This window comes from Rhodococcus sp. B10, from assembly GCF_011770055.1.
Classification (GTDB): domain Bacteria; phylum Actinomycetota; class Actinomycetes; order Mycobacteriales; family Mycobacteriaceae; genus Rhodococcoides; species Rhodococcoides kyotonensis_B.
In genome coordinates this window covers 1-21,280 of the sequence record NZ_JAAFYV010000022.1, presented here as the reverse complement: position 1 = coordinate 21,280, position 21,280 = coordinate 1, and the positions used below count along the sequence as shown (strand labels likewise).

General features: G+C 65.0%; 22 protein-coding genes. 8 read left to right on the top strand and 14 right to left on the bottom strand.

Annotated features, from left to right (window positions below):
- Nucleotides 1–91: 91 nt before the first annotated feature.
- Nucleotides 92–1,138, bottom strand: coding sequence for a quercetin 2,3-dioxygenase (locus tag RhoFasB10_RS15610; RefSeq protein WP_167677169.1), 1,047 nt, complete (start codon nucleotides 1,136–1,138; stop codon nucleotides 92–94).
- Complete coding sequence (locus RhoFasB10_RS15605; RefSeq protein WP_167677167.1) at nucleotides 1,135–2,001, bottom strand: alpha/beta hydrolase; 867 nt, start codon at nucleotides 1,999–2,001, stop codon at nucleotides 1,135–1,137. Before RhoFasB10_RS15605 ends, RhoFasB10_RS15610 begins: the two co-directional genes overlap by 4 nt.
- A gap of 72 nt (nucleotides 2,002–2,073) precedes the next feature.
- Here RhoFasB10_RS15605 and RhoFasB10_RS15600 point away from each other — a divergent pair, with 72 nt between their 5' ends.
- On the top strand, nucleotides 2,074–2,685 hold the full coding sequence (locus tag RhoFasB10_RS15600) for a TetR/AcrR family transcriptional regulator (RefSeq protein ID WP_167677165.1): 612 nt from the start codon (nucleotides 2,074–2,076) through the stop codon (nucleotides 2,683–2,685).
- Between the two features lie 10 nt (nucleotides 2,686–2,695).
- Here RhoFasB10_RS15600 and RhoFasB10_RS15595 read toward each other — a convergent pair whose 3' ends face one another.
- Complete coding sequence (locus RhoFasB10_RS15595) at nucleotides 2,696–3,037, bottom strand: hypothetical protein (protein WP_167677163.1); 342 nt, start codon at nucleotides 3,035–3,037, stop codon at nucleotides 2,696–2,698.
- A 129-nt stretch (nucleotides 3,038–3,166) separates the two neighbouring features.
- Between RhoFasB10_RS15595 and RhoFasB10_RS15590 the strand changes: the two genes are divergently transcribed.
- Together RhoFasB10_RS15590 and fabG are read left to right on the top strand one after the other, a co-directional pair.
- The gene (locus RhoFasB10_RS15590) at nucleotides 3,167–3,904 is read left to right on the top strand and encodes a 1-acyl-sn-glycerol-3-phosphate acyltransferase (RefSeq protein WP_167677161.1); all 738 of its coding nucleotides are present in this window, start codon (nucleotides 3,167–3,169) and stop codon (nucleotides 3,902–3,904) included.
- A 54-nt stretch (nucleotides 3,905–3,958) separates the two neighbouring features.
- Nucleotides 3,959–4,717, top strand: a complete 759-nt coding sequence (gene fabG, locus RhoFasB10_RS15585) for a 3-oxoacyl-ACP reductase FabG (protein WP_068427338.1) — start codon at nucleotides 3,959–3,961, stop codon at nucleotides 4,715–4,717.
- Between the two features lie 44 nt (nucleotides 4,718–4,761).
- Here the strand turns inward: fabG and RhoFasB10_RS15580 are convergent, their stop codons facing one another.
- On the bottom strand, nucleotides 4,762–5,280 hold the full coding sequence (locus tag RhoFasB10_RS15580) for an Lrp/AsnC ligand binding domain-containing protein (protein ID WP_167677159.1): 519 nt from the start codon (nucleotides 5,278–5,280) through the stop codon (nucleotides 4,762–4,764).
- Between the two features lie 109 nt (nucleotides 5,281–5,389).
- Between RhoFasB10_RS15580 and hppD the strand changes: the two genes are divergently transcribed.
- Nucleotides 5,390–6,586 (top strand): 4-hydroxyphenylpyruvate dioxygenase, encoded by a 1,197-nt coding sequence (gene hppD / locus RhoFasB10_RS15575; RefSeq protein WP_167677157.1) that lies wholly within the window; start codon nucleotides 5,390–5,392, stop codon nucleotides 6,584–6,586.
- Between the two features lie 74 nt (nucleotides 6,587–6,660).
- Here the strand turns inward: hppD and RhoFasB10_RS15570 are convergent, their stop codons facing one another.
- From RhoFasB10_RS15570 to RhoFasB10_RS15560, 3 genes are all read right to left on the bottom strand, one after another.
- Complete coding sequence (locus tag RhoFasB10_RS15570; RefSeq protein WP_346764408.1) at nucleotides 6,661–7,506, bottom strand: 3-hydroxybutyryl-CoA dehydrogenase; 846 nt, start codon at nucleotides 7,504–7,506, stop codon at nucleotides 6,661–6,663.
- 2 nt (nucleotides 7,507–7,508) lie between these two features.
- Nucleotides 7,509–8,666: an acyl-CoA dehydrogenase gene (locus RhoFasB10_RS15565; RefSeq protein WP_068427511.1), complete on the bottom strand. Its 1,158-nt coding sequence runs from the start codon at nucleotides 8,664–8,666 to the stop codon at nucleotides 7,509–7,511.
- A gap of 202 nt (nucleotides 8,667–8,868) precedes the next feature.
- Nucleotides 8,869–9,522 carry a TetR/AcrR family transcriptional regulator gene (locus RhoFasB10_RS15560; RefSeq protein WP_167677153.1) on the bottom strand — a complete coding sequence of 218 codons (654 nt, stop codon included), beginning with the start codon at nucleotides 9,520–9,522 and terminating at the stop codon, nucleotides 8,869–8,871.
- An 89-nt stretch (nucleotides 9,523–9,611) separates the two neighbouring features.
- On the opposite strand from RhoFasB10_RS15560, the gene RhoFasB10_RS15555 reads away from it, so the two are divergent.
- On the top strand, nucleotides 9,612–10,991 hold the full coding sequence (locus RhoFasB10_RS15555; RefSeq protein WP_167677151.1) for an FGGY family carbohydrate kinase: 1,380 nt from the start codon (nucleotides 9,612–9,614) through the stop codon (nucleotides 10,989–10,991).
- Nucleotides 10,992–11,056: 65 nt separating this feature from the next.
- Here RhoFasB10_RS15555 and RhoFasB10_RS15550 read toward each other — a convergent pair whose 3' ends face one another.
- From RhoFasB10_RS15550 to RhoFasB10_RS15525, 6 genes are read right to left on the bottom strand one after another with little or no spacing between them, the layout of a single operon-like run.
- On the bottom strand, nucleotides 11,057–11,776 hold the full coding sequence (locus tag RhoFasB10_RS15550) for a sulfite exporter TauE/SafE family protein (protein ID WP_206030986.1): 720 nt from the start codon (nucleotides 11,774–11,776) through the stop codon (nucleotides 11,057–11,059).
- A gap of 8 nt (nucleotides 11,777–11,784) precedes the next feature.
- Nucleotides 11,785–12,777, bottom strand: a complete 993-nt coding sequence (locus RhoFasB10_RS15545) for an oligopeptide/dipeptide ABC transporter ATP-binding protein (RefSeq protein WP_114332676.1) — start codon at nucleotides 12,775–12,777, stop codon at nucleotides 11,785–11,787.
- Nucleotides 12,770–13,780 carry an ABC transporter ATP-binding protein gene (locus tag RhoFasB10_RS15540; RefSeq protein WP_114332675.1) on the bottom strand — a complete coding sequence of 337 codons (1,011 nt, stop codon included), beginning with the start codon at nucleotides 13,778–13,780 and terminating at the stop codon, nucleotides 12,770–12,772. The genes RhoFasB10_RS15545 and RhoFasB10_RS15540 overlap by 8 nt, the downstream gene beginning before the upstream one ends.
- Nucleotides 13,777–14,760, bottom strand: a complete 984-nt coding sequence (locus RhoFasB10_RS15535; RefSeq protein WP_167677147.1) for an ABC transporter permease — start codon at nucleotides 14,758–14,760, stop codon at nucleotides 13,777–13,779. The genes RhoFasB10_RS15540 and RhoFasB10_RS15535 overlap by 4 nt, the downstream gene beginning before the upstream one ends.
- Before the next feature lie 9 nt (nucleotides 14,761–14,769).
- On the bottom strand, nucleotides 14,770–15,699 hold the full coding sequence (locus RhoFasB10_RS15530) for an ABC transporter permease (RefSeq protein ID WP_167677145.1): 930 nt from the start codon (nucleotides 15,697–15,699) through the stop codon (nucleotides 14,770–14,772).
- A gap of 8 nt (nucleotides 15,700–15,707) precedes the next feature.
- Nucleotides 15,708–17,288 carry an ABC transporter substrate-binding protein gene (locus tag RhoFasB10_RS15525; protein ID WP_167677143.1) on the bottom strand — a complete coding sequence of 527 codons (1,581 nt, stop codon included), beginning with the start codon at nucleotides 17,286–17,288 and terminating at the stop codon, nucleotides 15,708–15,710.
- 331 nt (nucleotides 17,289–17,619) lie between these two features.
- Here RhoFasB10_RS15525 and RhoFasB10_RS15520 point away from each other — a divergent pair, with 331 nt between their 5' ends.
- Both RhoFasB10_RS15520 and RhoFasB10_RS15515 read left to right on the top strand, forming a co-directional pair.
- Entirely contained in the window at nucleotides 17,620–18,615 is a 996-nt protein-coding gene (locus RhoFasB10_RS15520) for a 2-hydroxyacid dehydrogenase (RefSeq protein ID WP_174551435.1), read from the top strand.
- Entirely contained in the window at nucleotides 18,612–19,007 is a 396-nt protein-coding gene (locus RhoFasB10_RS15515) for a universal stress protein (RefSeq protein ID WP_068427528.1), read from the top strand. The genes RhoFasB10_RS15520 and RhoFasB10_RS15515 overlap by 4 nt, the downstream gene beginning before the upstream one ends.
- Nucleotides 19,008–19,112: 105 nt before the next feature.
- Here the strand turns inward: RhoFasB10_RS15515 and RhoFasB10_RS15510 are convergent, their stop codons facing one another.
- Nucleotides 19,113–19,250: a hypothetical protein gene (locus tag RhoFasB10_RS15510; RefSeq protein ID WP_157105356.1), complete on the bottom strand. Its 138-nt coding sequence runs from the start codon at nucleotides 19,248–19,250 to the stop codon at nucleotides 19,113–19,115.
- Between the two features lie 118 nt (nucleotides 19,251–19,368).
- Between RhoFasB10_RS15510 and RhoFasB10_RS15505 the strand changes: the two genes are divergently transcribed.
- Nucleotides 19,369–21,063, top strand: coding sequence for a DUF222 domain-containing protein (locus RhoFasB10_RS15505; protein WP_167677141.1), 1,695 nt, complete (start codon nucleotides 19,369–19,371; stop codon nucleotides 21,061–21,063).
- The last annotated feature ends 217 nt before the right edge of the window (nucleotides 21,064–21,280 follow it).

Below are 21,280 nucleotides of genomic sequence, written 5' to 3'. Positions count from 1 at the left end.
CGGTCTGTCGTGTGTGCTGTGTCACGATGGTGCTTGAAGAGTACACCACTTCGTGTGCATATGTTAAGACAATTTTGACCGGTCTAAGAAATTACCGGCGAGCTGGCGGCGGTCCCACCACGACGAGGTCCAACTCGGCGCGAGCGCGAGCAAATCCGGACTCGGGGAACGAGCCGGGATTCAACTCGTCGTGGACGTTGTCGTCCGTGGGTGTGTTCATGTATTCGAAGAATTTCTCGAAGATGCCGGTGGTGAGAATCCCGAGCATCTGAGTGCTGTTGCCGTCGAACGCGAAGCTGTGGACCGTTCCCGCGGGTGCGTGTACGAAGTCGCCCTTCGTGAGCAGGATCTCCTGGCCGTTGACGTGCAGCAGAATTCTTCCCTCGGTGCAGAAGAAGTTCTCGGTGTGTGCGCGGTGGAAGTGCCGGGGAATGTAGGGGCTCTTGGCGCCCCGCGTGTGCACCGCGAAATAGGTACCAGCGGTGTTCCTGGAGCGCGCAAGATAGGTGTTGAGCTGCCCCGAGCTCTTCCACCGCTCACCCTCGCCCGCCTTGACGACGAACGGTGTCGCATGATGGGGCAGTGCCTTCCCGGTCAGTGCCGGGCGGTCGACCTTCTCGAGGTCCGCGTAGCGAATTCCGAACTGATCGGCGAGCTCCGAATCGCGCAACGGCGAACTGGTTCCGGTGAACACGTGCGACTGGGTGGCGGTGCCCTGCGCCATGGCATGGCCGTCCCCGGCGGTGGTCCAGCTCAGAAACTTGTTGGCGTGGGCCGTCATTCGATACGCGTACGGGGTGCCCGCCGGGATCGTGGCGGAGTCGCCGGGGATGAGGACCTGGGTCTCGCGGGGGAGCCACAACTGGATTCGGCCTTCCAGAACGTACAGGAAGGTGTGTTCGCGATCGTGTGCGACGAACGGCGTCTCCACGCCCTTGCCTCCGTAGACGTAGGCTGCGCCGAATTGCCCGCCGGTGTCCTCCGGGCGAGCGATGACGGTGACGAGTTGACCACCGAGGTCGTACCGAAGGCCCTCGCCGGACGAGATGAAGTAGGGAGCGCACCGCCCCGGTAGGCGATCGACTTCGGGAATCAGCGAATGTGTGTCCTCGATGGACGGAATCTCTGAGGTGATCACGCGGAAAGTCCTTGTCCTAGATGCTGTTCGAAGAATCGTGCAATGGTGTCCATCGACAGATGGCCGTGCGTCGTGGTGTCGTGTCGGATCTCGGCAGGGGCGTCGGGCTCTGCTTCGAGCCGCCCCTGGTCCAGAAAGACGCCTGGACCCAACTCGAGAACGGTGCCGGGGTTGAAGAATCCGTGCCCGAAGTTCTGCACGAGGTACAGGGTGGAATCGTGACGCGCCGTGCGTAACGCGTCGTGCAGCGCGATGCTGTGCGACGCAGGGACGAGTGTGTCCGCGGTGCCGTGCGCGATCAGAAACGGCGGGACGCCGGTGCCGACCTGCCATGCAGGGCTTGCAGCGCGGGCGAGTTCGACGTTCTCGCGTAGGGGGCCGCCCAGTAATGCGGCCTCGGGTGAGTCGTCGCTCTGGCTCTCGAAGGTCGTCGGTCCGTAGCCGTCGACGACGGCCTGAACAGCACTGCTGACGCCGTGTGGCTCCTCGTCGTCGAGAGCGAGTCGACTCGAATGGATACCGGTCAGTGCAGCGAGATGTCCGCCTGCGGACGATCCCCACATACCGATCCGGTTCGGGTCCACCCCGAACTCGTCGGCATGGCTCCTCAGCCACCGTACGGCCGCGCGGACGTCGTGTAACTGCCCGGGGAACGTCGTGCCCGGGGTGAGTCGATAGTCGATCGAGACCATCACGAAACCCCGTGCGGCGAAGTGGCGTGCGAAGTCGGGTCGCGCTTTCCTGTCCTGCATCCGCCACCCGCCACCGTGCACCCACACGATCGCGGGGCGTTTCGATGCCCCATCGGGGGCGACGACGTCGAGTAGAAGGCCGGGTGCGAACTCGATGTCGAGTTTCTCCATGCGTCAACCGTACACCAAAACAAAGGATCCCTTGTTTTCGTCGACAGACCGGCGCGAGTACTGTCGTGCGTCATGGCGCGTGGGAGGTACTCCGTCGGAGACGAACGAAGGCAGCACATCGTCGAGGCGGCAGCGGCGCGATTCGCGAGCGAGGGGTACCACCGCACCGCGATGACCACGATCGCGTCGGACGTCGGGATCAGCGAAGGTGGTCTGCTGCACCACTTCCGATCGAAGAAGCATCTGCTCGTGGCCGTCGCGCAGGAGCGCTTCGAATCGTCCGCGAGGTGGTGGGACGCATTGCCCGACGACGTGATCGGGCTGGCGACGCTTCAGTACATGGTCGATGCGACGCGTCGATATCTCGCCGAGCCGGGGCTGATCTCGTTGGTCGTGCTGGTCAATGCCGAAGCCGCGGACCCGTCGAGCCCGGCGCACGAGGTGTACGCAGGTCGGTACGACATCGCGGTGGAAGGATTGGGTGAGCGTCTGCGCGCCGGGATCGACCGTGACGGCTTGGACCCCGACATCGACTACGACGCCGTCGCGCGTGAATGCCTGGCCGTCAGCGACGGACTACAGCTGCAATGGGTCATGAGCAACGGGGCGATCGACATCGTCGCCGGCGTGAAGGCGCACATCGACCGCCTCGGACCGGCGCTGCGTCGTCGAGGAACTACCTGATTCGGCCGGGCTAGCGGTCGTGTGGCGTGCGGTCGTGTGGTGTGTTGTCGTGCGGGGTGCGCTTGCCTGTGTTGCGATCCACGTCGAACACCACATCGGGTGAATCCGGATGGTACACAACGGGAGTCGGGTCTTGCACGTTCTTCGCGCTTGCGCGGAAGCACAGAAGGCCGGTCGCGAAGATGGCGATCACGGCAATGCCTGCGATCACTGCCCATCCTTCGAAGCCGCCCCCGAGGGCCACGATGAACAACCCGGCGGACACCAGGCCTAGCAACATGCAGGCGAGTCCGGTGCGATTCTCGGCCGTCTTGATCCAGCGAGGGTTACGTGGTTTCTTCTGCTCTGCCATGGTCCTCAGTCCCTTCAGGTTGCCGTCGGTGCGCACGAGTGGCTGCCGTGTCGCATACCCGGCAAACCGGGACTTACACGTGAACGAAGGAGCGGCGGTGGCCCGCGTCCGACCGTCTAAGCTTTCCGCATGGAGCGCCCCGCCGTAGTTCTCGAAAACGATCAGGCCGTCTACGACTTCTATCTACGGCACCAACAGAACCGGCAGGTTGCGCGTCTCGCCTATGCAGCCCTTGCCCGACGCTTCAAGCCTCGGCTGAGCTACCCCGACGGTGCACGCGAGGAGTTGCGCAGGCTGGTCTACGACGACGCGCGGCTGATCATCGCCATCAATCACCTCACCGAGACCGACCCCTACACCGTCGCGGCGACGGCATGGTCGAGTCCGCTGCGTCCCGTCATCGGTCGCACCCGGGTGCTGGCGAAGGACGAGCTGTTCCAGGAATCGAAGCAGCGCAGGCGAATCGACATGATGGGCGGCATCCCCGTGTTTCGCGGCAAGAATCACGGCATGCGGGCCGTCAGTGCAGCAGGGAACCGCATGATGGACATCAGCGCCGAGAGAATGCGACGGGGAGACGACCTCGCGATCTTCCCCGAGGGCACGTGCAATCTGGAAGATCCGACGCAGGTCCAGAAAGTGGGCAGCGGGATCGGCCATATCGCAGTGCGGGCGCGGAAACTCGGGGTCGAACCGATCCTCGTCTGCATCGGTCTGAGCTACGGGCCCGAATCGACCAAGCTGAAGTCCGCGTCGGTGTACATCGACGCGCCGATTCGGGACCTGCCGGACAAACCGATCGACATTGCCCGGGTCGTGTCGACCGGACTGCAGAAAGCCGTCGACGGGGCGGTCGCTGCGTACTGAGGTTTGGTAGAAACAGTTCGAGGTTCTCATCGATCGCAACTTCAGGAGATGCACGTGAGTGATCAGATCAAGACTGCCGTAGTGACCGGAAGCGCCCGCGGAATCGGCGCAGCCGTCGCCAAGCGTCTGGCCAAGGACGGATTCGGTGTCGCTGTCGTCGACCTCGACGAGTCCGCCTGCGCGGACACCGTCGGCGCCATCCAGTCCGCGGGCGGGCACGCCGTCGCCATCGGCGCGAACGTAGCCGACGAAGAATCGGTTCGAACCGCGGTGGACCGGATCGCCTCCGAATTCGGTGCCCCGACCGTTCTCGTCAACAATGCGGGCATCACCCGTGACAACCTTCTGTTCAAGATGACCGTCGACGATTGGGATTCCGTTCTGGGCGTGCATCTTCGCGGCTCGTTCCTGATGACGCGTGCGGTGCAGAAGCACATGATCGATGCGAAGTGGGGTCGCATCGTCAACCTGTCGAGCACGTCGGCTCTCGGCAACCGTGGACAGGCGAACTACGCGGCCGCCAAGGCGGGTATGCAGGGTTTCACGAAGACCCTCGCTATCGAGCTCGGCAAGTTCGGTGTCACCGCCAACGCCATCGCACCCGGCTTCATCGAGACCGAGATGACGGCAGCTACCGCGGAGCGCGTCGGCGTGCCCTTCGAAGACTTCAAAGCCGCTGCGGCAGCGCAGATTCCGGTCAACCGCGTCGGACATCCCGACGACATCGCGCACCTCGCGTCGTTCTTCGTCAGCGAGGGTGCAGGCTTCATCTCGGGTCAGGTCGTGTACGCCGCGGGTGGCCCGAAAGATTAGTGCGGCTTCGCCGCCCGTGCGTGGATGGTCGGACTCTGGGCCAACTAACCACGTACGGGTGGGTGCGCACCGCGGTACGCGGGCGACTTCGCCCCCTTGCCGGTATCGAGAGTCCGCAGCAGCGGCATCGAGCGGTAGGGAATCAGAACCGACAGAACCACCACGCTCGTCGATCGCACGACGACGCCGGAACGATTGAGTTCCAGTAGTACCTGCTGCAAGCCCATGTGCGACGCGGCCGCGATCCGGCACAGCACATCCCCGGCTCCCGTCGTCGCGAACGCTTCGAGAACGCCTGGGATGGAGGACAGTTCGTCGGTCACGCTGTCCAGTGCGCCCTGCGCGATCTCCAGGGTGACGAACGCCTGGACCCCGAAACCTGCCGCTTCGACGTCGAGTCGAGGTTCGTAGCCGGCGACGACGCCGCAGTCTTCGAGCTTCTTCATCCGTGCCTGCACAGTGGCGCGTGCGATCTTCAAGCTCCGAGACAGTTCGAGCACTCCGGCCCTCGGACGTTCGTGAACGGCCTCGAGCACCGCGAAGTCCAGCGCATCCAGCTCCATGTGAGCAAAGTGTAGAGAAAGAGTGCGTGGTCGTGTGCAGGATTCGGCAATCGGCCTAGCTGTTGCTCGTCCGATTGACTACCTGGTCGCGATCCTCTGTGGTAGCAGCATGAGCATCGATCAGCTACTCACCGACGACGAACGACTCGCTTCCCTCGACGCCCGTGCGCTGCGCCAACTCGTCGGACTGGTGGAGTACGACGCCTCCGCCGATCCGTTTCCGGTGAACGGATGGGACGCGCTGGTATGGGTCGTCGGGAACGCGACGCAGACAGCGCACTTCTTCCGATCCGCATTCGGCATGGAACTGGTGGCCTATTCGGGGCCGACAACCGGACACCGTGATCGGCACAGTTACGTTCTGACCAGTGGCGCAGTGCGATTCGTGATCGAGGGCGCAGTCGACCCGTCGAGCGAACTCGTCGAGCACCATCGGCGACACGGTGACGGCATCGTCGACGTGGCGTTGGCGGTACCCGACGTCGACAAGTGCATCGAGCATGCGCGACGGCAGGGCGCGACCGTGCTCGTCGAGCCGTACGACGTCTCCGACGAGCACGGGGTCGTACGGCTCGCATCGATCGGGACGTACGGGGACACGCGGCACACCCTCGTCGACCGGTCGCGGTACTCGGGCCCTTACCTACCGGGGTACACGGCGCGTGCTTCGGCGGGACATCGACACGTCCGCACAGTATTCCAAGCACTCGACCATGTCGTCGGCAACGTCGAACTCGGCAGCATGAATCGATGGGTCGACTTCTACCACCGCGTCATGGGGTTCACCGACATGGCCGAGTTCGTCGGCGAGGACATCGCCACCGACTACTCGGCGTTGATGAGCAAGGTAGTGGCCAGCGGAGACCATCGAGTGAAGTTCCCGCTCAACGAGCCGGCCGTCGGGAAGAAGCGTTCGCAGATCGACGAGTATCTGGACTTCTATCGCGGACCGGGTGTGCAGCACATCGCCCTTGCGACGCAGGACATTCTGCGATCCGTGGACGTGCTGGTCGAGGAGGGCATCGAGTTCCTCGCGACACCGGAGTCCTACTACCAGGATCCGGAGTTGCGTGCGCGCATCGGCGACGTCCGTGTGCCGGTGGAGGAGCTCCAGCAGCGCGGCATCCTCGTAGACCGTGACGAGGACGGCTATCTGCTGCAGATCTTCACCAAGCCGCTCGTCGACAGGCCGACGGTGTTCTTCGAGCTGATCGAACGCCACGGCTCGCTCGGCTTCGGCATCGGGAATTTCAAGGCGCTGTTCGAGGCGATCGAGCGCGAACAGGCGGCGCGGGGGAATTTCTGAGTGCGCCTTCGGCGCCCGTGCGCGGATAGTCGGCCTATGGACCAACTTTCCGCGCACGGGTGGCGCAGCCGCACTCAGTAGGTGTAGAAACCCTTGCCCGTCTTGCGGCCGAGCTGTCCGGCGTCGACCATGCGCTGCAGCAGAGGCGGCGGCGCGTAGTGCGGCTCACGGAATTCGGCGTACAGGGACTCGGCGACGGCCAAGGTGACATCCAGTCCGACGGTGTCGGTCAGACGCAACGGACCCATCGGGTGCGCGCAACCGTTGACCATGCCGTCGTCGATGTCCTCGGCGCTCGCGAAGCCGGACTCGAGCATGCGAATCGCCGACACCATGTAGGGGATGAGGAGGGCGTTGACGATGAAGCCCGCGCGATCACCGGAGCGAATGGTCTTCTTGCCCAACGTGTTCGCTGCGTAGTCGGTGACCGCAGCAACGGTGTCTTCCTCGGTGACGAGGCTGACGACGATCTCCACGAGCGGCAGCACCGGCACCGGGTTGAAGAAGTGGACACCGACGACCTTGCCGGGCCGCTTCGTCGCGTTCGCCATCTTGATGACCGGGATCGACGACGTGTTGGTCGCCAGAATGCCTTCCGGCTTCACGATCGCGTCGAGCTTGCCGAACAGCTCCAGCTTGAGCGATTCGATCTCGGGTGCGGCCTCGACGACGAGATCGCGGTCCGCGAAATCGTCGATATCGAGCGTGAGAGTGATTGCCGCACGGGCTTTCTCGGCAGCGTCGGCCTCGATACGACCGGACTTGACGGCGCGCGCGAACGACTTGTCGAGCCGAGTCTCGGCCGCGTCGGCTGCTTCCTGGGTGGTCTCGAGCACGATGACCGAGGATCCCGAGCGGGCTGCGACCTCGGCGATACCTGCGCCCATCGTGCCACCGCCGATGACACCTACGAGTTCGATGCTCATTTCAGCAGCGCCCGCGACATGACGACACGCTGAATCTGGTTGGTGCCCTCGTAGATCTGCGTGATCTTGGCGTCGCGCATCATGCGCTCGACCGGGAAGTCGGTCGTGTAGCCGGCACCACCGAACAGCTGGACGGCGTCGGTGGTGACCTCCATGGCGACGTCGGATGCGAAGCACTTCGATGCGGCGGAGATGAAACCGAGGTTCTTCTCACCGCGCTCGGCGCGCGCAGCGGAGGTGTAGACCATGAGGCGTGCGGCTTCCACCTTCATTGCCATGTCGGCGAGCATGAACTGCACCGCCTGGAAGTTGCTGATGGACTGCCCGAACTGCTTGCGGTCCTTCGTGTATTCGATCGCGGCGTCGAGTGCACCCTGCGCGAGGCCGACGGCCTGAGCGCCGATGGTGGGACGCGTGTGGTCGAGCGTCTGCAGTGCCGTCTTGAAGCCGGTGCCGGGTTCGCCGATGATGCGATCGCCGGGGATCTTGCAGTTCTCGAAGTAGAGTTCGGCCGTCGGCGAGCCCTTGATGCCGAGCTTCTTCTCCTTGGGGCCGACGACGAATCCTTCGTCGTCCTTGTGCACCACGAACGAGGAGATGCCGTTGGCGCCCTTGTCGGGATCGGTGACGGCCATGACCGTGTACCAATCGGACTTGCCGCCGTTGGTGATCCAACACTTCGAGCCGTTGAGGACCCAGTCGTCACCGTCGGCCGCGGCGCGGGTACGCATGCTCGCAGCGTCGGAACCGGCCTCACGCTCGGACAGTGCGTACGACGCCATCGCACCACCGGCGAGCGATGGAAGGACCTGCTTCTTCAGCTCGTCGGAGCCGTTGAGGATGAGGCCCATCGTGCCGAGCTTGTTGACGGCCGGGATCAACGACGACGATCCGCAGACGCGTGCGACCTCTTCGATGACGATGCACGTCGCGACGGAATCTGCACCCTGGCCGTCGTACTCCTCGGGGACGTGAATGGCGTTGAAGCCCGAGTTGTTGAGAGCAGTCAGCGCCTCTTCGGGGAAGCGCGAGTTCTCGTCGACGTCCTTCGCGTACGGCGCGATCTCCTTCTCGGCGAGCGCACGAATGGCTGCGCGCAACTCGTCGTGCTCCTCGGGAAGCTTGAAGAGATCGAAGTCCGGGTTTCCGGCCATGAGCGGCTGTCTCCTTGGTATCGATCGTCGGCACTGAGTGCCACGGATGGTTCCAGAGTACGGCGGTCGGCGTCGCGAATCAAGGGCCGGTTGGCACTCGGTGCCAGGTGGTCGCGTGCGAATCCGCATCGATGGGCCGCGGCAGTCGATAGACGGCTCGAGAGCGCCATCGATGCGGTCGGAATGCGGGCGAAACGCCCGGTCAGCGCCCCAGCTGCTCCGAAATCGCGTCTACGACGGCATCTCGCGACGCCCCGCGCGGGAACACGGCGACGACGACCTCGTCCGACGACGGCTGAAAGCTCGCCCTGACCTTGGACAGCGCGGCCTGCAGATCCGCAGGCGCGGTCGCGACGCCGTCGCGGATCATGCGTCGCAACACGAAGTTGTGGGTAGCGGTGACCGACGCACAGAACTGGATCGTCTCGAGGTGCGAGTGGTCGGGGACGGCCCGACGCAGATAGTCGACGAAGAGGCGCTCGTAGCGGAATACCGTCACGATCTCCCTGTCACGCAGTGCCGGATTGACGTGCACCACCTGGTAGCGGAGTGTCGCGTACTCCTTCCACCCGGAGAACCGATCGAACACGAGCTGGGCGGCGTCGCAGACCGCGACCCAGGGATCGTCGTGGTCACGGTCGAGGAACTCCGCGGCCTGGGTCAGCAGAATTTCGTGATCGGCGAAGATGACGTCGTCCTTGCCACGGAACTGCCGAAAGAACGTGCGACGCGAAATGCCGGCGGCCTCGGCGATGTCGTCGACCGACGTCGCGTCGTACCCGTTGGCGGAAAACAGGTCGAGGGCAGCTTTCGCCACGGCAAGGCGAAAGGCGTCGGAATCCTCGGTGTCACGCATAGCTGACGAACGTAGCGGAATCCCTCGGCGCCCTGCTACTGGCGGTAGGGTCACCGGTAAGCAGTGCCACGTGGGAAGGAAAGAAGATCTTGGCTCTCGTCGCAGGTATCGATTCGTCCACCCAATCGTGCAAAGTGTTTGTCCGCGATGCCGATTCGGGAGAGCTGGTGCGCAGCGGGCGGGCCAGGCATCCCGACGGCACCGAAATCGACCCGGCGGCCTGGAAGGACGCGCTCGACACCGCAGTCGCCGACGCGGGCGGTCTCGACGACGTCGACGCGGTGGCCGTCGGCGCGCAGCAGCACGGAATGGTCTGTCTCGACAACGGGGGCGATGTCGTGCGGCCGGCGTTGCTGTGGAACGACATCAGGTCGGCGGCTTCGGCGCGTGACCTCGTCGACGAGGTGGGTGCGCAACAGTGGGCCGACGCCGTCGGCGTCGTCCCGCTCGCGTCGATCACCGTCAGCAAGCTGCGGTGGCTCGCGGACAACGAGCCGACGAACGCGGATCGTACTGCGGCCGTGTGCCTTCCGCACGACTGGTTGAGCTGGCACCTCGGTGGCGCCGGCAGCCTCGATACCCTGGCCACCGATCGCGGTGACGCCAGCGGCACGGGTTACTTCTCCGCGGCCACGAACACGTACCGCGAAGACATGCTGGAACTCGGTATGCGAGGCCGTAAGCCGCGGTTGCCGCGGGTCGCGGGACCGTCGGAACGCATCGGCGAGACGGCGAGCGGCGCGATCATCGGACCCGGCACCGGCGACAATGCCGCTGCCGCACTCGGACTCGCCGCAGGTGTCGGTGACGTCGTCGTATCGATCGGTACGTCGGGCGTCGTCTCCGCGGTCACAGACGTCGGAGCGGCCGACCCGTCGGGCATCATCGCCGGATTCGCCGACGCCACCGGCAGGCAGCTGCCGCTGGTCTGCACGCTCAACGCCGCCCGGGTGCTCGACGCGACGGCGTCGCTTCTCGGCGTCGATCACGATGAGTTGTCTTCGCTGGCATTGTCCACCGCGAGCGAGGGCCTGGTGCTGGTGCCGTACTTCGAAGGGGAGCGGACGCCGAACCGGCCGGATGCGTCCGGTTCGATTCACGTTCTGCGGCTGAACAATTCGACGCCGGGGCATCTGGCGCGTGCCGCGGTCGAAGGGCTGCTGTGCGGGCTGGCCGACGGTATCGACGCGCTACGCGCGGCCGGGATCGAGACGCGACGGGTGCTGCTCATCGGCGGCGGCGCGAAGTCCGCGGCAGTTCGTGAGCTGGCGCCTGCGATCTTCGGTGTACCCGTCGTCGTGCCGGAGCCGGGCGAATACGTCGCCGACGGTGCTGCACGGCAGGCGGCCTGGACACTCGCCGGCACCGCGGAACCACCGCAGTGGGCGTCGGCGCGCGCTCGGACGTACGAGGCGGATCCGACGCCTACGATTCGGGAGCGATACGCCGAGGCCGCCTCCCGCCCGTGAGCGCGAATGCACAGCCGGCAGGAGCGTAGCCTGCGGAGCGACCCGAAGGCGCTGTACATTCGCACTCACGAGAGGAGCTGCTGGCCGATCAGAACGACGGCACCGACGGTCGAGACCGCGATGGCCGTCAGCCTCAACCGGCGGCGGTCCATGACGCGATTCACGAAGCGCGACAACACGTAGCCGAGAATCGCCGCCGGCGTCAGCAGCAGGAACAACCACGCGGTGTGCAGCGTGACCGCACCGGCGACGGCGAGCGCGACCAGCGACAGGACCGAGCCGACGAGAAAGAAGGCGCTCATCGTCGAGCGCAACTTTGCTCCGGTGTTCCGCTGCCACACCAGCGCCATCGGTGGGCCGCCGATCGACGTCGCCGTCGCGAGAAGTCCGGATGCCGCGCCTGCGACCACGAGATTTCGTCTGCGCGGCAACGGAATCCATCCCAGCGACGTCAACCCGATACCGAGCAGAACGACGAACGCGAGCATCAAGGCCAGTCCGCGCTCGGGCAGGGCGACCAGGAGCAGAGCGCCGGCGATGGTGCCCGGCACCCGACCTGCGAGCGCCCAGCTCGCTCCGGACAGATCGAGAGCCGTCCCGTCGCGAATGAGCACCATCGTGCTGACGACGATCGCCAACATGATGAGCGTGCCGGGCACCAGACCCGGGTCGACGATCGCGACGATCGGTGCCGCCAACATGCCCATCCCGAAACCGATCGATGCCTGCATCGCCGATGCGAAGAAGATCGAGGCGGCGACGACTGCGAACCCGACCGTGGTCAGACCCCCTATCACCCGGCGGCCACGAGGCCGAGGTCGTCGTCGACGAGCGGGTAGTGGCATTCGGCCATGTGGTCGGATTCGTTGCGGTCCAACGCAACCGGCGGCGCATCCGAGCTGCACTTGTCGGTCGCCTTCCAGCAGCGCGTTCGAAAACGGCAGCCCGACGGCGGGTTCAGCGGCGACGGCACCTCGCCCTTCAACAGGATGCGCTCGCCGCGCGCCTCCGCGTCGAGCTTCGGTGCTGCCGACATCAACGCTGCCGAGTAGGGGTGGCTCGGGCGGTCGAAGACGGCCTCGGTCGCCCCGGACTCGACGATCCGACCGAGGTACATGACGGCCACACGATCGGCGACGTGGCGCACCACGGACAGGTCGTGCGAGATGAACACGTACGAGATCCCGAGCTGCTTCTGCAGGTCGTTCAGCAGATTGAGAACCTGCGCCTGCACGGAGAGATCCAACGCGGACACCGGCTCGTCGCAGATGATCACGTCGGGGTTCAATGCCAACGCACGCGCGATTCCGAGACGCTGACGCTGGCCGCCGGAGAACTCCTGCGGGAATCGGTGCTCGTCGCTGGGGCGAAGCCCCACGAGGTGCAGAAGTTCGCGCACCCGAGCGGAGCGGTCGCGGCGAGTCTTGTACAGCCCCTTGTGTGTTCGCCACGGTTCACTGATGATGTCGGCTGCGTTCATGCGGGCGTTCAGTGACCCGTACGGGTCCTGGAACACCATCTGTACGCGTCGGCGAAAGCCCAGCAGTTCCTTGCCGCGCAGACCGAACGGGTCGACGCCGTCGAAGTTCACCGTTCCGCCATCCGGGCGTTCCAGCATCATCAGCGTTCGTGCGAGAGTGGATTTACCACAACCGGATTCGCCGACGAGGCCGAGTGTTTCACCGCGGCGCAGGTCGAGGTCGATCGAATCGAGTGCGCGGAGGTTGCCGCCGCCCACCTTGAAGGTCTTGTTCAATCCGCGGACCGTCAACAACTGATCAGACATGGGACACCTCGTTCGAGAAGTGGCAGGCAGAGAAACGACCGTCGCCGACGGCTTCCAGCGTGGGTCGCTGCGCGCGACAGATGTCCCGTGCGAGAGGACATCTGGCTTGGTAGACACACCCGTCGGGGATGGAATGCAGATCGGGCGGAGTGCCGCCGATGGATTTCAGATCCTCACCGCGCGCCGCGTGCACGGGTACCGAGTCGAGCAGACCCTTGGTGTACGGATGGCGTGGGTTCGCGAAAACCTCCGACACGAGCCCGGTTTCGACGACGTTGCCGGCATACATGATCGCGACGCGGTCGGCCTCCTCCGCGACGAGCGCGAGGTCGTGCGTGATGAGGATGACCGCCATGTCGTGTTCGGTGCGCAGTTCGCGCAGCAGCGTCATGATCTGAGCCTGCACGGTCACGTCGAGCGCGGTGGTCGGTTCGTCGGCGAGCAGCACCGACGGGCTGAGCGCGACGGCCATCGCGATGAGCAAGCGCTGACGCATACCTCCGGAGAACTGGTGAGGATACGAATCGGCGCGGGACTCCGGCTGCGGGATGCCGACGCGTCGCATCAGCGAAATGGCCTCCTCGCGTGCAGCTTTCGCCGACATACCGCGGTGAATCCGGAATGGCTCGGCCAACTGGGTGCCGACGGTGTACACGGGGTTCAGTGCCGTCAGCGCGTCCTGGAAGACGATCGCCAATTCGGTGGCCGCGATGTGGCGTCGAACCTTGGTCTTGGCGGTCACCAGATCGACGTCCCCGAGCTCGACGGAACCGTCGGTGATGTCGGCGATCGGTTCGAGCAGTCCGACGACGGCTTGCGCGGTCATGGACTTACCGCAGCCGGACTCGCCGAGGAGAGCCAGGGTTTCGCCGCGCCGCGCGCTGAACGTGACGTGATCGACGGCTCGGATCACGCCCGACGGCGTGCGTAGGTCGACCGTCAGATCGCGGACGTCCATGGCGACACGGTCGGTGTCGGGGCGGACGACGGCAGGTGCACTCATGAGACGACCTTTCGGACGGGAACGAGGCGGGACTTGGCGGAACGGGGGACGGTCAGGCGCCACCGCTGCGCCGGGTCGGTCGCGATGCGTGCCCAGGCGGCGAGCACGGTGGCCGACACGGTGGTGATGACGATGGCGAGGCCGGGGAAGAACGACAGCCACCATGCGGTCTGCAGGTAGGTGCGGCCCTGCGCGACCATGAGACCCCAACTGACGTCGGGCGGCTGAATACCGATGCCCAGGAAGCTGAGCGACGATTCGGCCAGCATGACGAAGCAGAAATCCAGCGTGGCGACGGTCAGCAACGTGGGGAGCAGGATGGGCGCGACGTGACGTCGGATCACCGCGCCGCTCGACGCGCCGAACGTGCGGGCGGCGTCGACGAACAGCCGACTCTGCAGTTCCGCGGACTCCGCACGCGCGGTGCGGAGGTAGATCGGAATACGCGTGATCGCAAGGATCAGAACGATGTTCGCTGCGCTGGGCGAGAAAACGTACAACACGACGACGGCCATGAGCAACGACGGGAAGCTCATGATGACGTCGGCCACGCGCATCGCCGTGGTCTCGCGCCATCCCCGGTGATAGCCGGCCCACATTCCGATGATCGAGCCTACGATCGCCGACAGGATGACTGCGGGGATCGCCACCGACAGCGTGGTCTGGCACGCGACGATCAATCGTGCGAGCATGCTGCGTCCGAGGGGATCGGTCCCGAGGACGTTCATCCACCCGGTATCGAGGGTGAACGGCGGGAGGTTCGACCGACTCAGATCCTGGTCGGTGGCTGCGTCGCCGACGAGCATCGGCCCGAAGATCGCCGTGAGGAACACCAGGACGAGAATCCCGGCGGCGACGGTGGCGACTCGGTCACGCAGCAGCAGCCGCCACAGCGGAGCGGAGCTCGTACGGGAAGCAGGCTTTCCGGCCGGAACCTCCTCGGGCTCCGACGTTTTCGGTGCGTCGAAAGCGAGTGACATGGTGGCCTCCTAGACCTTCGCCTTGTCGCGAACACGGGCGTCGAGCAGTGCGTAGCAGGCGTCGATGACGATGTTGAGAAGGAAGATGCTGACGGCCGTCAGCAGAACGGCCGCTTGGAGAACCGCGAAGTCGCGCTGCAGGATCGCGTCGATCATGAGCTTGCCGATGCCGGGCCACCCGAAGATCGCTTCGACGACGACGGCTCCGTTGACGAGACCGACCATCAGGTCGCCCGCGACGGTCAGTGCCGGGGCTGCGGCGTTGCGCAGTGCGTGGTGCGTGACGACGCGAACATCGCTTGCGCCTTTGCTTCTCGCGAGTCGAACGTAGGGCGCGGACAACGCCGCGACCATCGCTCCGCGGACGACCTGGGTGAGGACGCCGAGCGGACGGATCAGCAGCGTGGCGATCGGGAGGATCCAGGACAGCATTCCCGCGCCGGTGCCCGACGTCGGCAGCACCCCGAACGTGACGGCGAACAGCCACACACCCATGATCGCGAACCAGAAGTCCGGGATGCTGGCCGCGGTCATGGACAGCAGGCTCGAGATGCGGTCGGCGAGCGAGTTGGGGCGGTAGGCGGCCCAGCATCCGATGACGATCGCGCCGAGAACGGCGAGAAACATCGTCATGAACGCGAGCTGCAGCGTCGCGGGGAATGCGCGCAACGCCATCGTCGACGCGGCCTCACCGGTGCGCAGGGAGTCGCCGAAATCGAGATGCACGACGCCCTGGAGGTAGTCCCAGAGTTGCGTCAGCAGAGGCTGATCGAGCCCGTTCGACGCACGGAACGCCTCGCGCTGAGCCTGAGTCGCGGATTCGGGAAGGTAGAGGCTCGTCGGGTCACCGGTGAGTCGCGCCAGTAGGAACACGCCCAACAGCACGACGATCAGCGGCACGAGGCTGGTGTAGATCCGGCGACGGAGGAATCTGAACATGTTCGGCCTCAGTCCGTTTCGGTGGAGTCGACGTGCGTCATCGCTGCGAGATGCATCTCGTCGACGGTTGCGGAGTTGGGTGTGTAGTCGACCGAGTCCGCCTTGGCGAGAACACCTTCCATGTGGGCGATGAACGCCATCTGCATGATGTCCGCGGGCTCGTCGGCGAAGAGCTGTTCGTACGCTTCCTGACGCGCATCCCCGGTGAGGGCCGCGGCCTCGTCGACGCGCTCGTCGAATTCTGCTGTGCCACCCGCACTCTGGAAGCCGTCGCTCTTCAGGTACTGATCGGCGGTGAACGCCGCGTCGCCTGCCTGATTGCCGTGTTGGATGACGAGTAGATACGGCCCGACGTTCGGGAACGGACGTTCCTGGTACTCGGCGGTGCCGGCGGAGTCCGTCATCTCGATGGAGACGTTCATGCCGATCTTCGACAGTGCATGCTGGACGACTTCGAGTGTCTCGTTGACCTTGGGGAACTGCCCGGTCCGTCCGATCAGCCGGATGGGGGCGTCGACGGGAACGCCGTCGGCGCGGGCTTCGTCGATGAGTTGCTGTGCCTTTTCGGGGTCGTACGGCCACGGGGTCAACTCGTCGTTGTATCCGATGACGCCGTCCGAGATGAGTTGCGCTGCAGGCTTTCCGAGGCCCTGGAACAACGCGTCGACGATGCCGTCGCGGTTGACCGCGTAATTGATCGCCTGACGCACGCGCATGTCGTCGAGAGGGGGCTCTTCGAGCTGGATGCGAACAGCCGTCGTCTCGTTGTTGGGGTACGAGACTCCGAGGTCGCCTGCGCCGTCCTCCGGTCCGAGTGACGTCGCGATCTCGGCCTCGCCGTTGGAGACCATCGAGGCGCGGACGCTGCCCTCGCTACGCCACTGGTAGGTAGCGCGAGCGTAGTCCGGCTTGTCGCCCCAGTACGTCTCGTTGCGGACCAGCGACAGGCGCTGTCCGTACTCCCAGTTGTCGATGGCGTACGGGCCCGTACCGATGGGCTCGCGGACGCGTTCGGTCATGCTGTACGTCCGCGGCACCATCTCGATGAACGACAGTTTGAGCGGGAGAATGGGGTCGGCAGCAGGCGCGGCGACGCTGATCGTCAGCGGATCGACGATGCGGACGTCGAGGTCGGCGTCGCCGAAGACGTAGCCTTCGACGTTGCATCCGAGGTCCGAGTTGACGGCTCTCTCGATCGAGTGTGCCGCGTCCTCCGCCTCGAGCGGGCTACCGTCGCTGAACGTCACTCCGGGGTGCAGCGCGAACGTCCACTCGCGGTCCGAGACCTGGGTCCAGGAGTCGGCGAGCTTCGGTTCGAGTGTGCCTTCGCTCGGGTTCCGCTCCATCAAGGGTTCGGTGATGTTGGACCGAGTGACCACCCCGATGGAGGTCATGGACACGTCGCAGGCTTCCAGCGTCGGAGGTTCTTCCTGCAGGACGATCCGTAAAGTATCCGCGCTCGCGGCCGTGCCGGCGCCGGAGTTCGCGACCGTGCATCCGGTGGCGATCATCGAAAACGTAAGTGCGCCAGCGATGGTGATCGCGGTGCGCGTGGTCCGTCCCTGCTGCACTTCGAGTGCAGGGCTCATGGGGGCCTCCAAAGGGGAGAATGTGACGGGCTGTCGCCGCGTGTGACGGTAGCCACACGTTATGAGGGGGGTGTAGAGCCGTCAACCGGCGCTGGCGCCGTATGCAGGGAGTTTCGTGGGTCACATCGGTGCTGCGTAAGCCGCCCAGCTCACAGCGCAGGGCATCTGACCTGGTAGAACGAGGTGTGGTTAGGTCACCCATGCTTGCGGCCCAGGCTCTATCATGCCGTTTGAGTATCAATCCATGTTATTTACGTGTTGGACAGGTATCCGACGGGCGACATAACGTACCAGAAAACGCGCACGTCCCCGGCCCGGCGAGGAGTTTCGAATGACGACAGTCGAGAAGGCGAAAGACGCTGTTGTGCAGAGTGATTCGCGCAGCAGCGGGAGGGTGCTCCGAGTCGGGCCTCTGAAGCCGTCACTCATGGACACACTTACCGGTGACTACGACGCCCTCGTGCTGCCCGAGCCTTCCGAGCGTGCGGCTTTCTTCTCTCAGCACGGTGAGTCGATCACTGCGGCGGTCACTTCGGGGCGCACGGGCGTCGACGCGGAGTTGATGTCGCATCTGCCCAACCTCGGCGCGATCGTGCACTTCGGCGTCGGGTACGACACCACCGACGTCGACGCAGCCGCGCAGCGCGGCATCGGCGTCAGCAACACTCCCGACGTGCTGAACGATTGCGTCGCAGATCTCGCCGTCGGGTTGGTGATCGACGCATTGCGGCAGGTGTCGTTCTCCGACCGCTACGTCCGCGCAGGCCGCTGGATCTCCGACGGCAACACACCTCTGACGCGTCAGGTCACCGGTAAGAGAGTGGGCATCATCGGACTCGGCCGGATCGGTACTGCCATCGCAGATCGCCTCGTCGGTTTCCGTTGTGCCATCAGCTATCACAACCGGAACGAGGTCGACGGTTCGCCGCACACGTACTTCTCGACGCCGGCAGCTCTCGCGGGCGCTGTCGACGTTCTGATCGTCGCAGCGTCGGGCGGAAAGGGAACGCGGCATCTCGTCGACGCCGACGTCCTCGATGCCCTGGGTCCGCAGGGTTACCTGATCAACATCGCGCGGGGAAGCGTCGTCGACGAGGACGCTCTTGTCGAACGTCTCACCGACGGCCGACTCGCGGGGGCGGGGCTGGACGTGTTCGCGAACGAGCCCGCTGTCCCTGAGGCCTTGCTGACGTTGGACAACGTCGTACTGCTGCCGCACGTCGGTAGCGGAACAGTGGAAACCCGAGCCGCCATGGAGGCGTTGACATTGCAGAATCTCGATCAGTTCCTGGCCGACGGCACGCTGACGACGCCGGTGACGCGATGACCGTCGTCGTCGGCTATTCGCCGACAGCAGAAGGCAAGGGCGCGTTACCGTTCGCGTTCGCCGAGGCGGTGCAGCGTGGAACAGATCTGGTCATCGTGGCCGAGGAGGACAGCGCTGCCGACGCCGCGTTCGGTGCCGCCGTCGAATCCGCTCGCGACGAAGCGGGCGGGCTGGGCGTCGCGGTGAAGATCCACGACAACGAGCCGGGACGATCGCACGCAGACAACCTGATCGACCTGTCGTACGTCGAAGGGACGCAACTTCTCGTCATCGGGATCCGTCGTCGCTCACCCGTCGGAAAGTTGTTGATGGGCAGCATCTCTCAGCGTGTCATCCTCGAAGCGCAATGTCCGGTGACGGCCGTCAAGCCGCCGGTGGGGTTGCCGCGCTGACAGGAGACGCATTCTGCTCGGACTGACCAGGTCTCGGGTCCATCCACGACTGAGCCCCCGCCTCGATACGAGGTCGGGGGCTCGGTGCGTCTCAGCGGACGGACGTCACCACCAGCCGAGGTTCGAGCCGTTGGTGAAGATGGCGATGGCGTCGTTGATGAGGGAGAACAGGATGCCGAGCATGTGAGGGGTGTTCCTTTCGTAGTGCTGTCGTGGTGCCGCAACTCCCCGTAGCGAGGTCATGTCGCCCCGGGTGTCAACTCTATGTCGTCCTGTAGACCCATTTCGTTAGCGGGCCTCAACTGAGCCGGTCTTCGAATATTTGTTCGACAAAGTGCGAAAGTTGGGCTAGAGTGGGTTCATGCTTTCGGGGGAGAGTGTTGCCGGCCTTGCCGACGACGTGGGGGTTGCAAGCGCGCGGGCAGTGCTGCCGATTTCCGACGCCTCCCTCCTGGCTGCTGTGGAATCCATGGAAAGTGCGTGGGATTCGGTCGCCGATGTGGATACGAGCATGCTCGACGACGCCGACCGCCGTGCCCTTCTGGTGCGGATGGAGAAGCTCTCTCGGGCGATGTACGGCACCTCGCACACCTGGCTGACCGAACTGATCGAGAACGACGGTCTGGCAGTGCTTCCGGACAGGACGAATGCGTCGCGGTTGGCGAGTTTGCTGCTCGTCGACCCGAGTGTCGCAGGCAAGCGCATCAAGATCGCGGCCAAGATCGCCGACGGTCGTGCGCTGACGGGAGAGAAGCTGGAGCCGCAGTACCCGACGACTGCCGAGGCTCACCGCGACGGGCACATCGACGCTGCCCACGTCACCGTCATCGACGAGTTCTTCAAAGATCTGCCGGGATCAGTGGATCACGATTCGAAGGTTCAGTCCGAGATCCTGTTGTCCGATCTGGCGAAACAGGTTACGCCCGAACAACTTCGAGTGGCCGCAGCCCGGCTGCACGCGCTTCTGGATCCGGACGGATCGCTGAAAGACGAGAAGGATTCGATAGCGAAGTGCTTCTTCCGGCTCGGGCGGCAAGGCAAGGACGGACTCAGCAAGGGTAGCTTCGTCATCGACGCAGAGTTCCGTGCATACCTCGAACCGATCCTGGCCAAGTACGCGAAGGCGGGGAACTGCAACCCGGACGAGCCGAAGCCAGTCGCAGAGGACGACCCGAGCGACACGTCGAACGACGAACCGACGTTGTTCGACCGTGATGAGGACTCCGACAGCCCCGGTGGCGAGTCCGGCCCCAAAGACTCCGCTAGCCCTGGTTGCGACTCCGGTTCCGCGGACTCCGACAGCCCCGGTGGTGAGTCCGGTTCCCCGGACTCCGACAGCCCCAGTAGCGACTCCGGTTCCGCGGATCACTCTGCCTCTACCCGCGACTCGGTGAACTCCGAGGACGAGAAGCGCCGAGCCGGACGGGATATGCGCAACCAGGGCCAGCGAAACCACGATGCGATGAAGGCGGTACTGCGTCAGATGCTGGCGTCGGGGAATCTGGGCCAGCACCGAGGCCTCCCGGTGACGGCAGTGATCACGATGACGGCGAAGGACCTGGAAACCGCGTCGGGGCATGCTGTCACGGGCACCGGTTCGCTGGTGACCGTCCGCGATGCGATACGGATGGCGTCGCACGCCCACCACTACCTGGCGATTTTCGACGACGACGGACAGGCCCTCTACCTCGGCCGTTCGAAGCGCCTCGCGTCGGCGGACCAGCGGATCGTTCTGATGGCTCGAGACCGGGGATGCACGTTCCCGATGTGCACCCGTCCTGCGACCTGGTGCCAAGTACACCACCTGAACGAGTGGGCCACCGGAGGCGAGACCGACATCGACTCCCTCACCTTCGGTTGCGACCTGCACCATCCGCTCGTCGGCGACGGTCCGAACGATTGGGCCACGACGACGACAGGCCCCAATCATCCCCGGCCGGGCCGAACTCAGTGGCACCCACCCGAATCCGTCGACCCGGATCGCCGCGGCATGGTGAATCACTACCACCATCCGCAGGAGTATCTGTACTCCGAGCCGGAGGATCCGGAGCCGTAGCTTCGGCGCGCGTTGTCCTGCGCGAAACGATTCCACGAGCGGTGCAGAGCGAAATCTGCACCGCTCACAGTCATGCCTGAACGCAGATACCGCCAGCCGGGCCCGAGTCAGCCCGAGCCAGTCCAACCCGCCAGCCGTGCCCGTCCAACCCGCCAGCCGGGCCAGTGTCAGTCCCACCCGCCAGCCGGGCCCGAGTCAGTCCCACCCCAGCCCACCC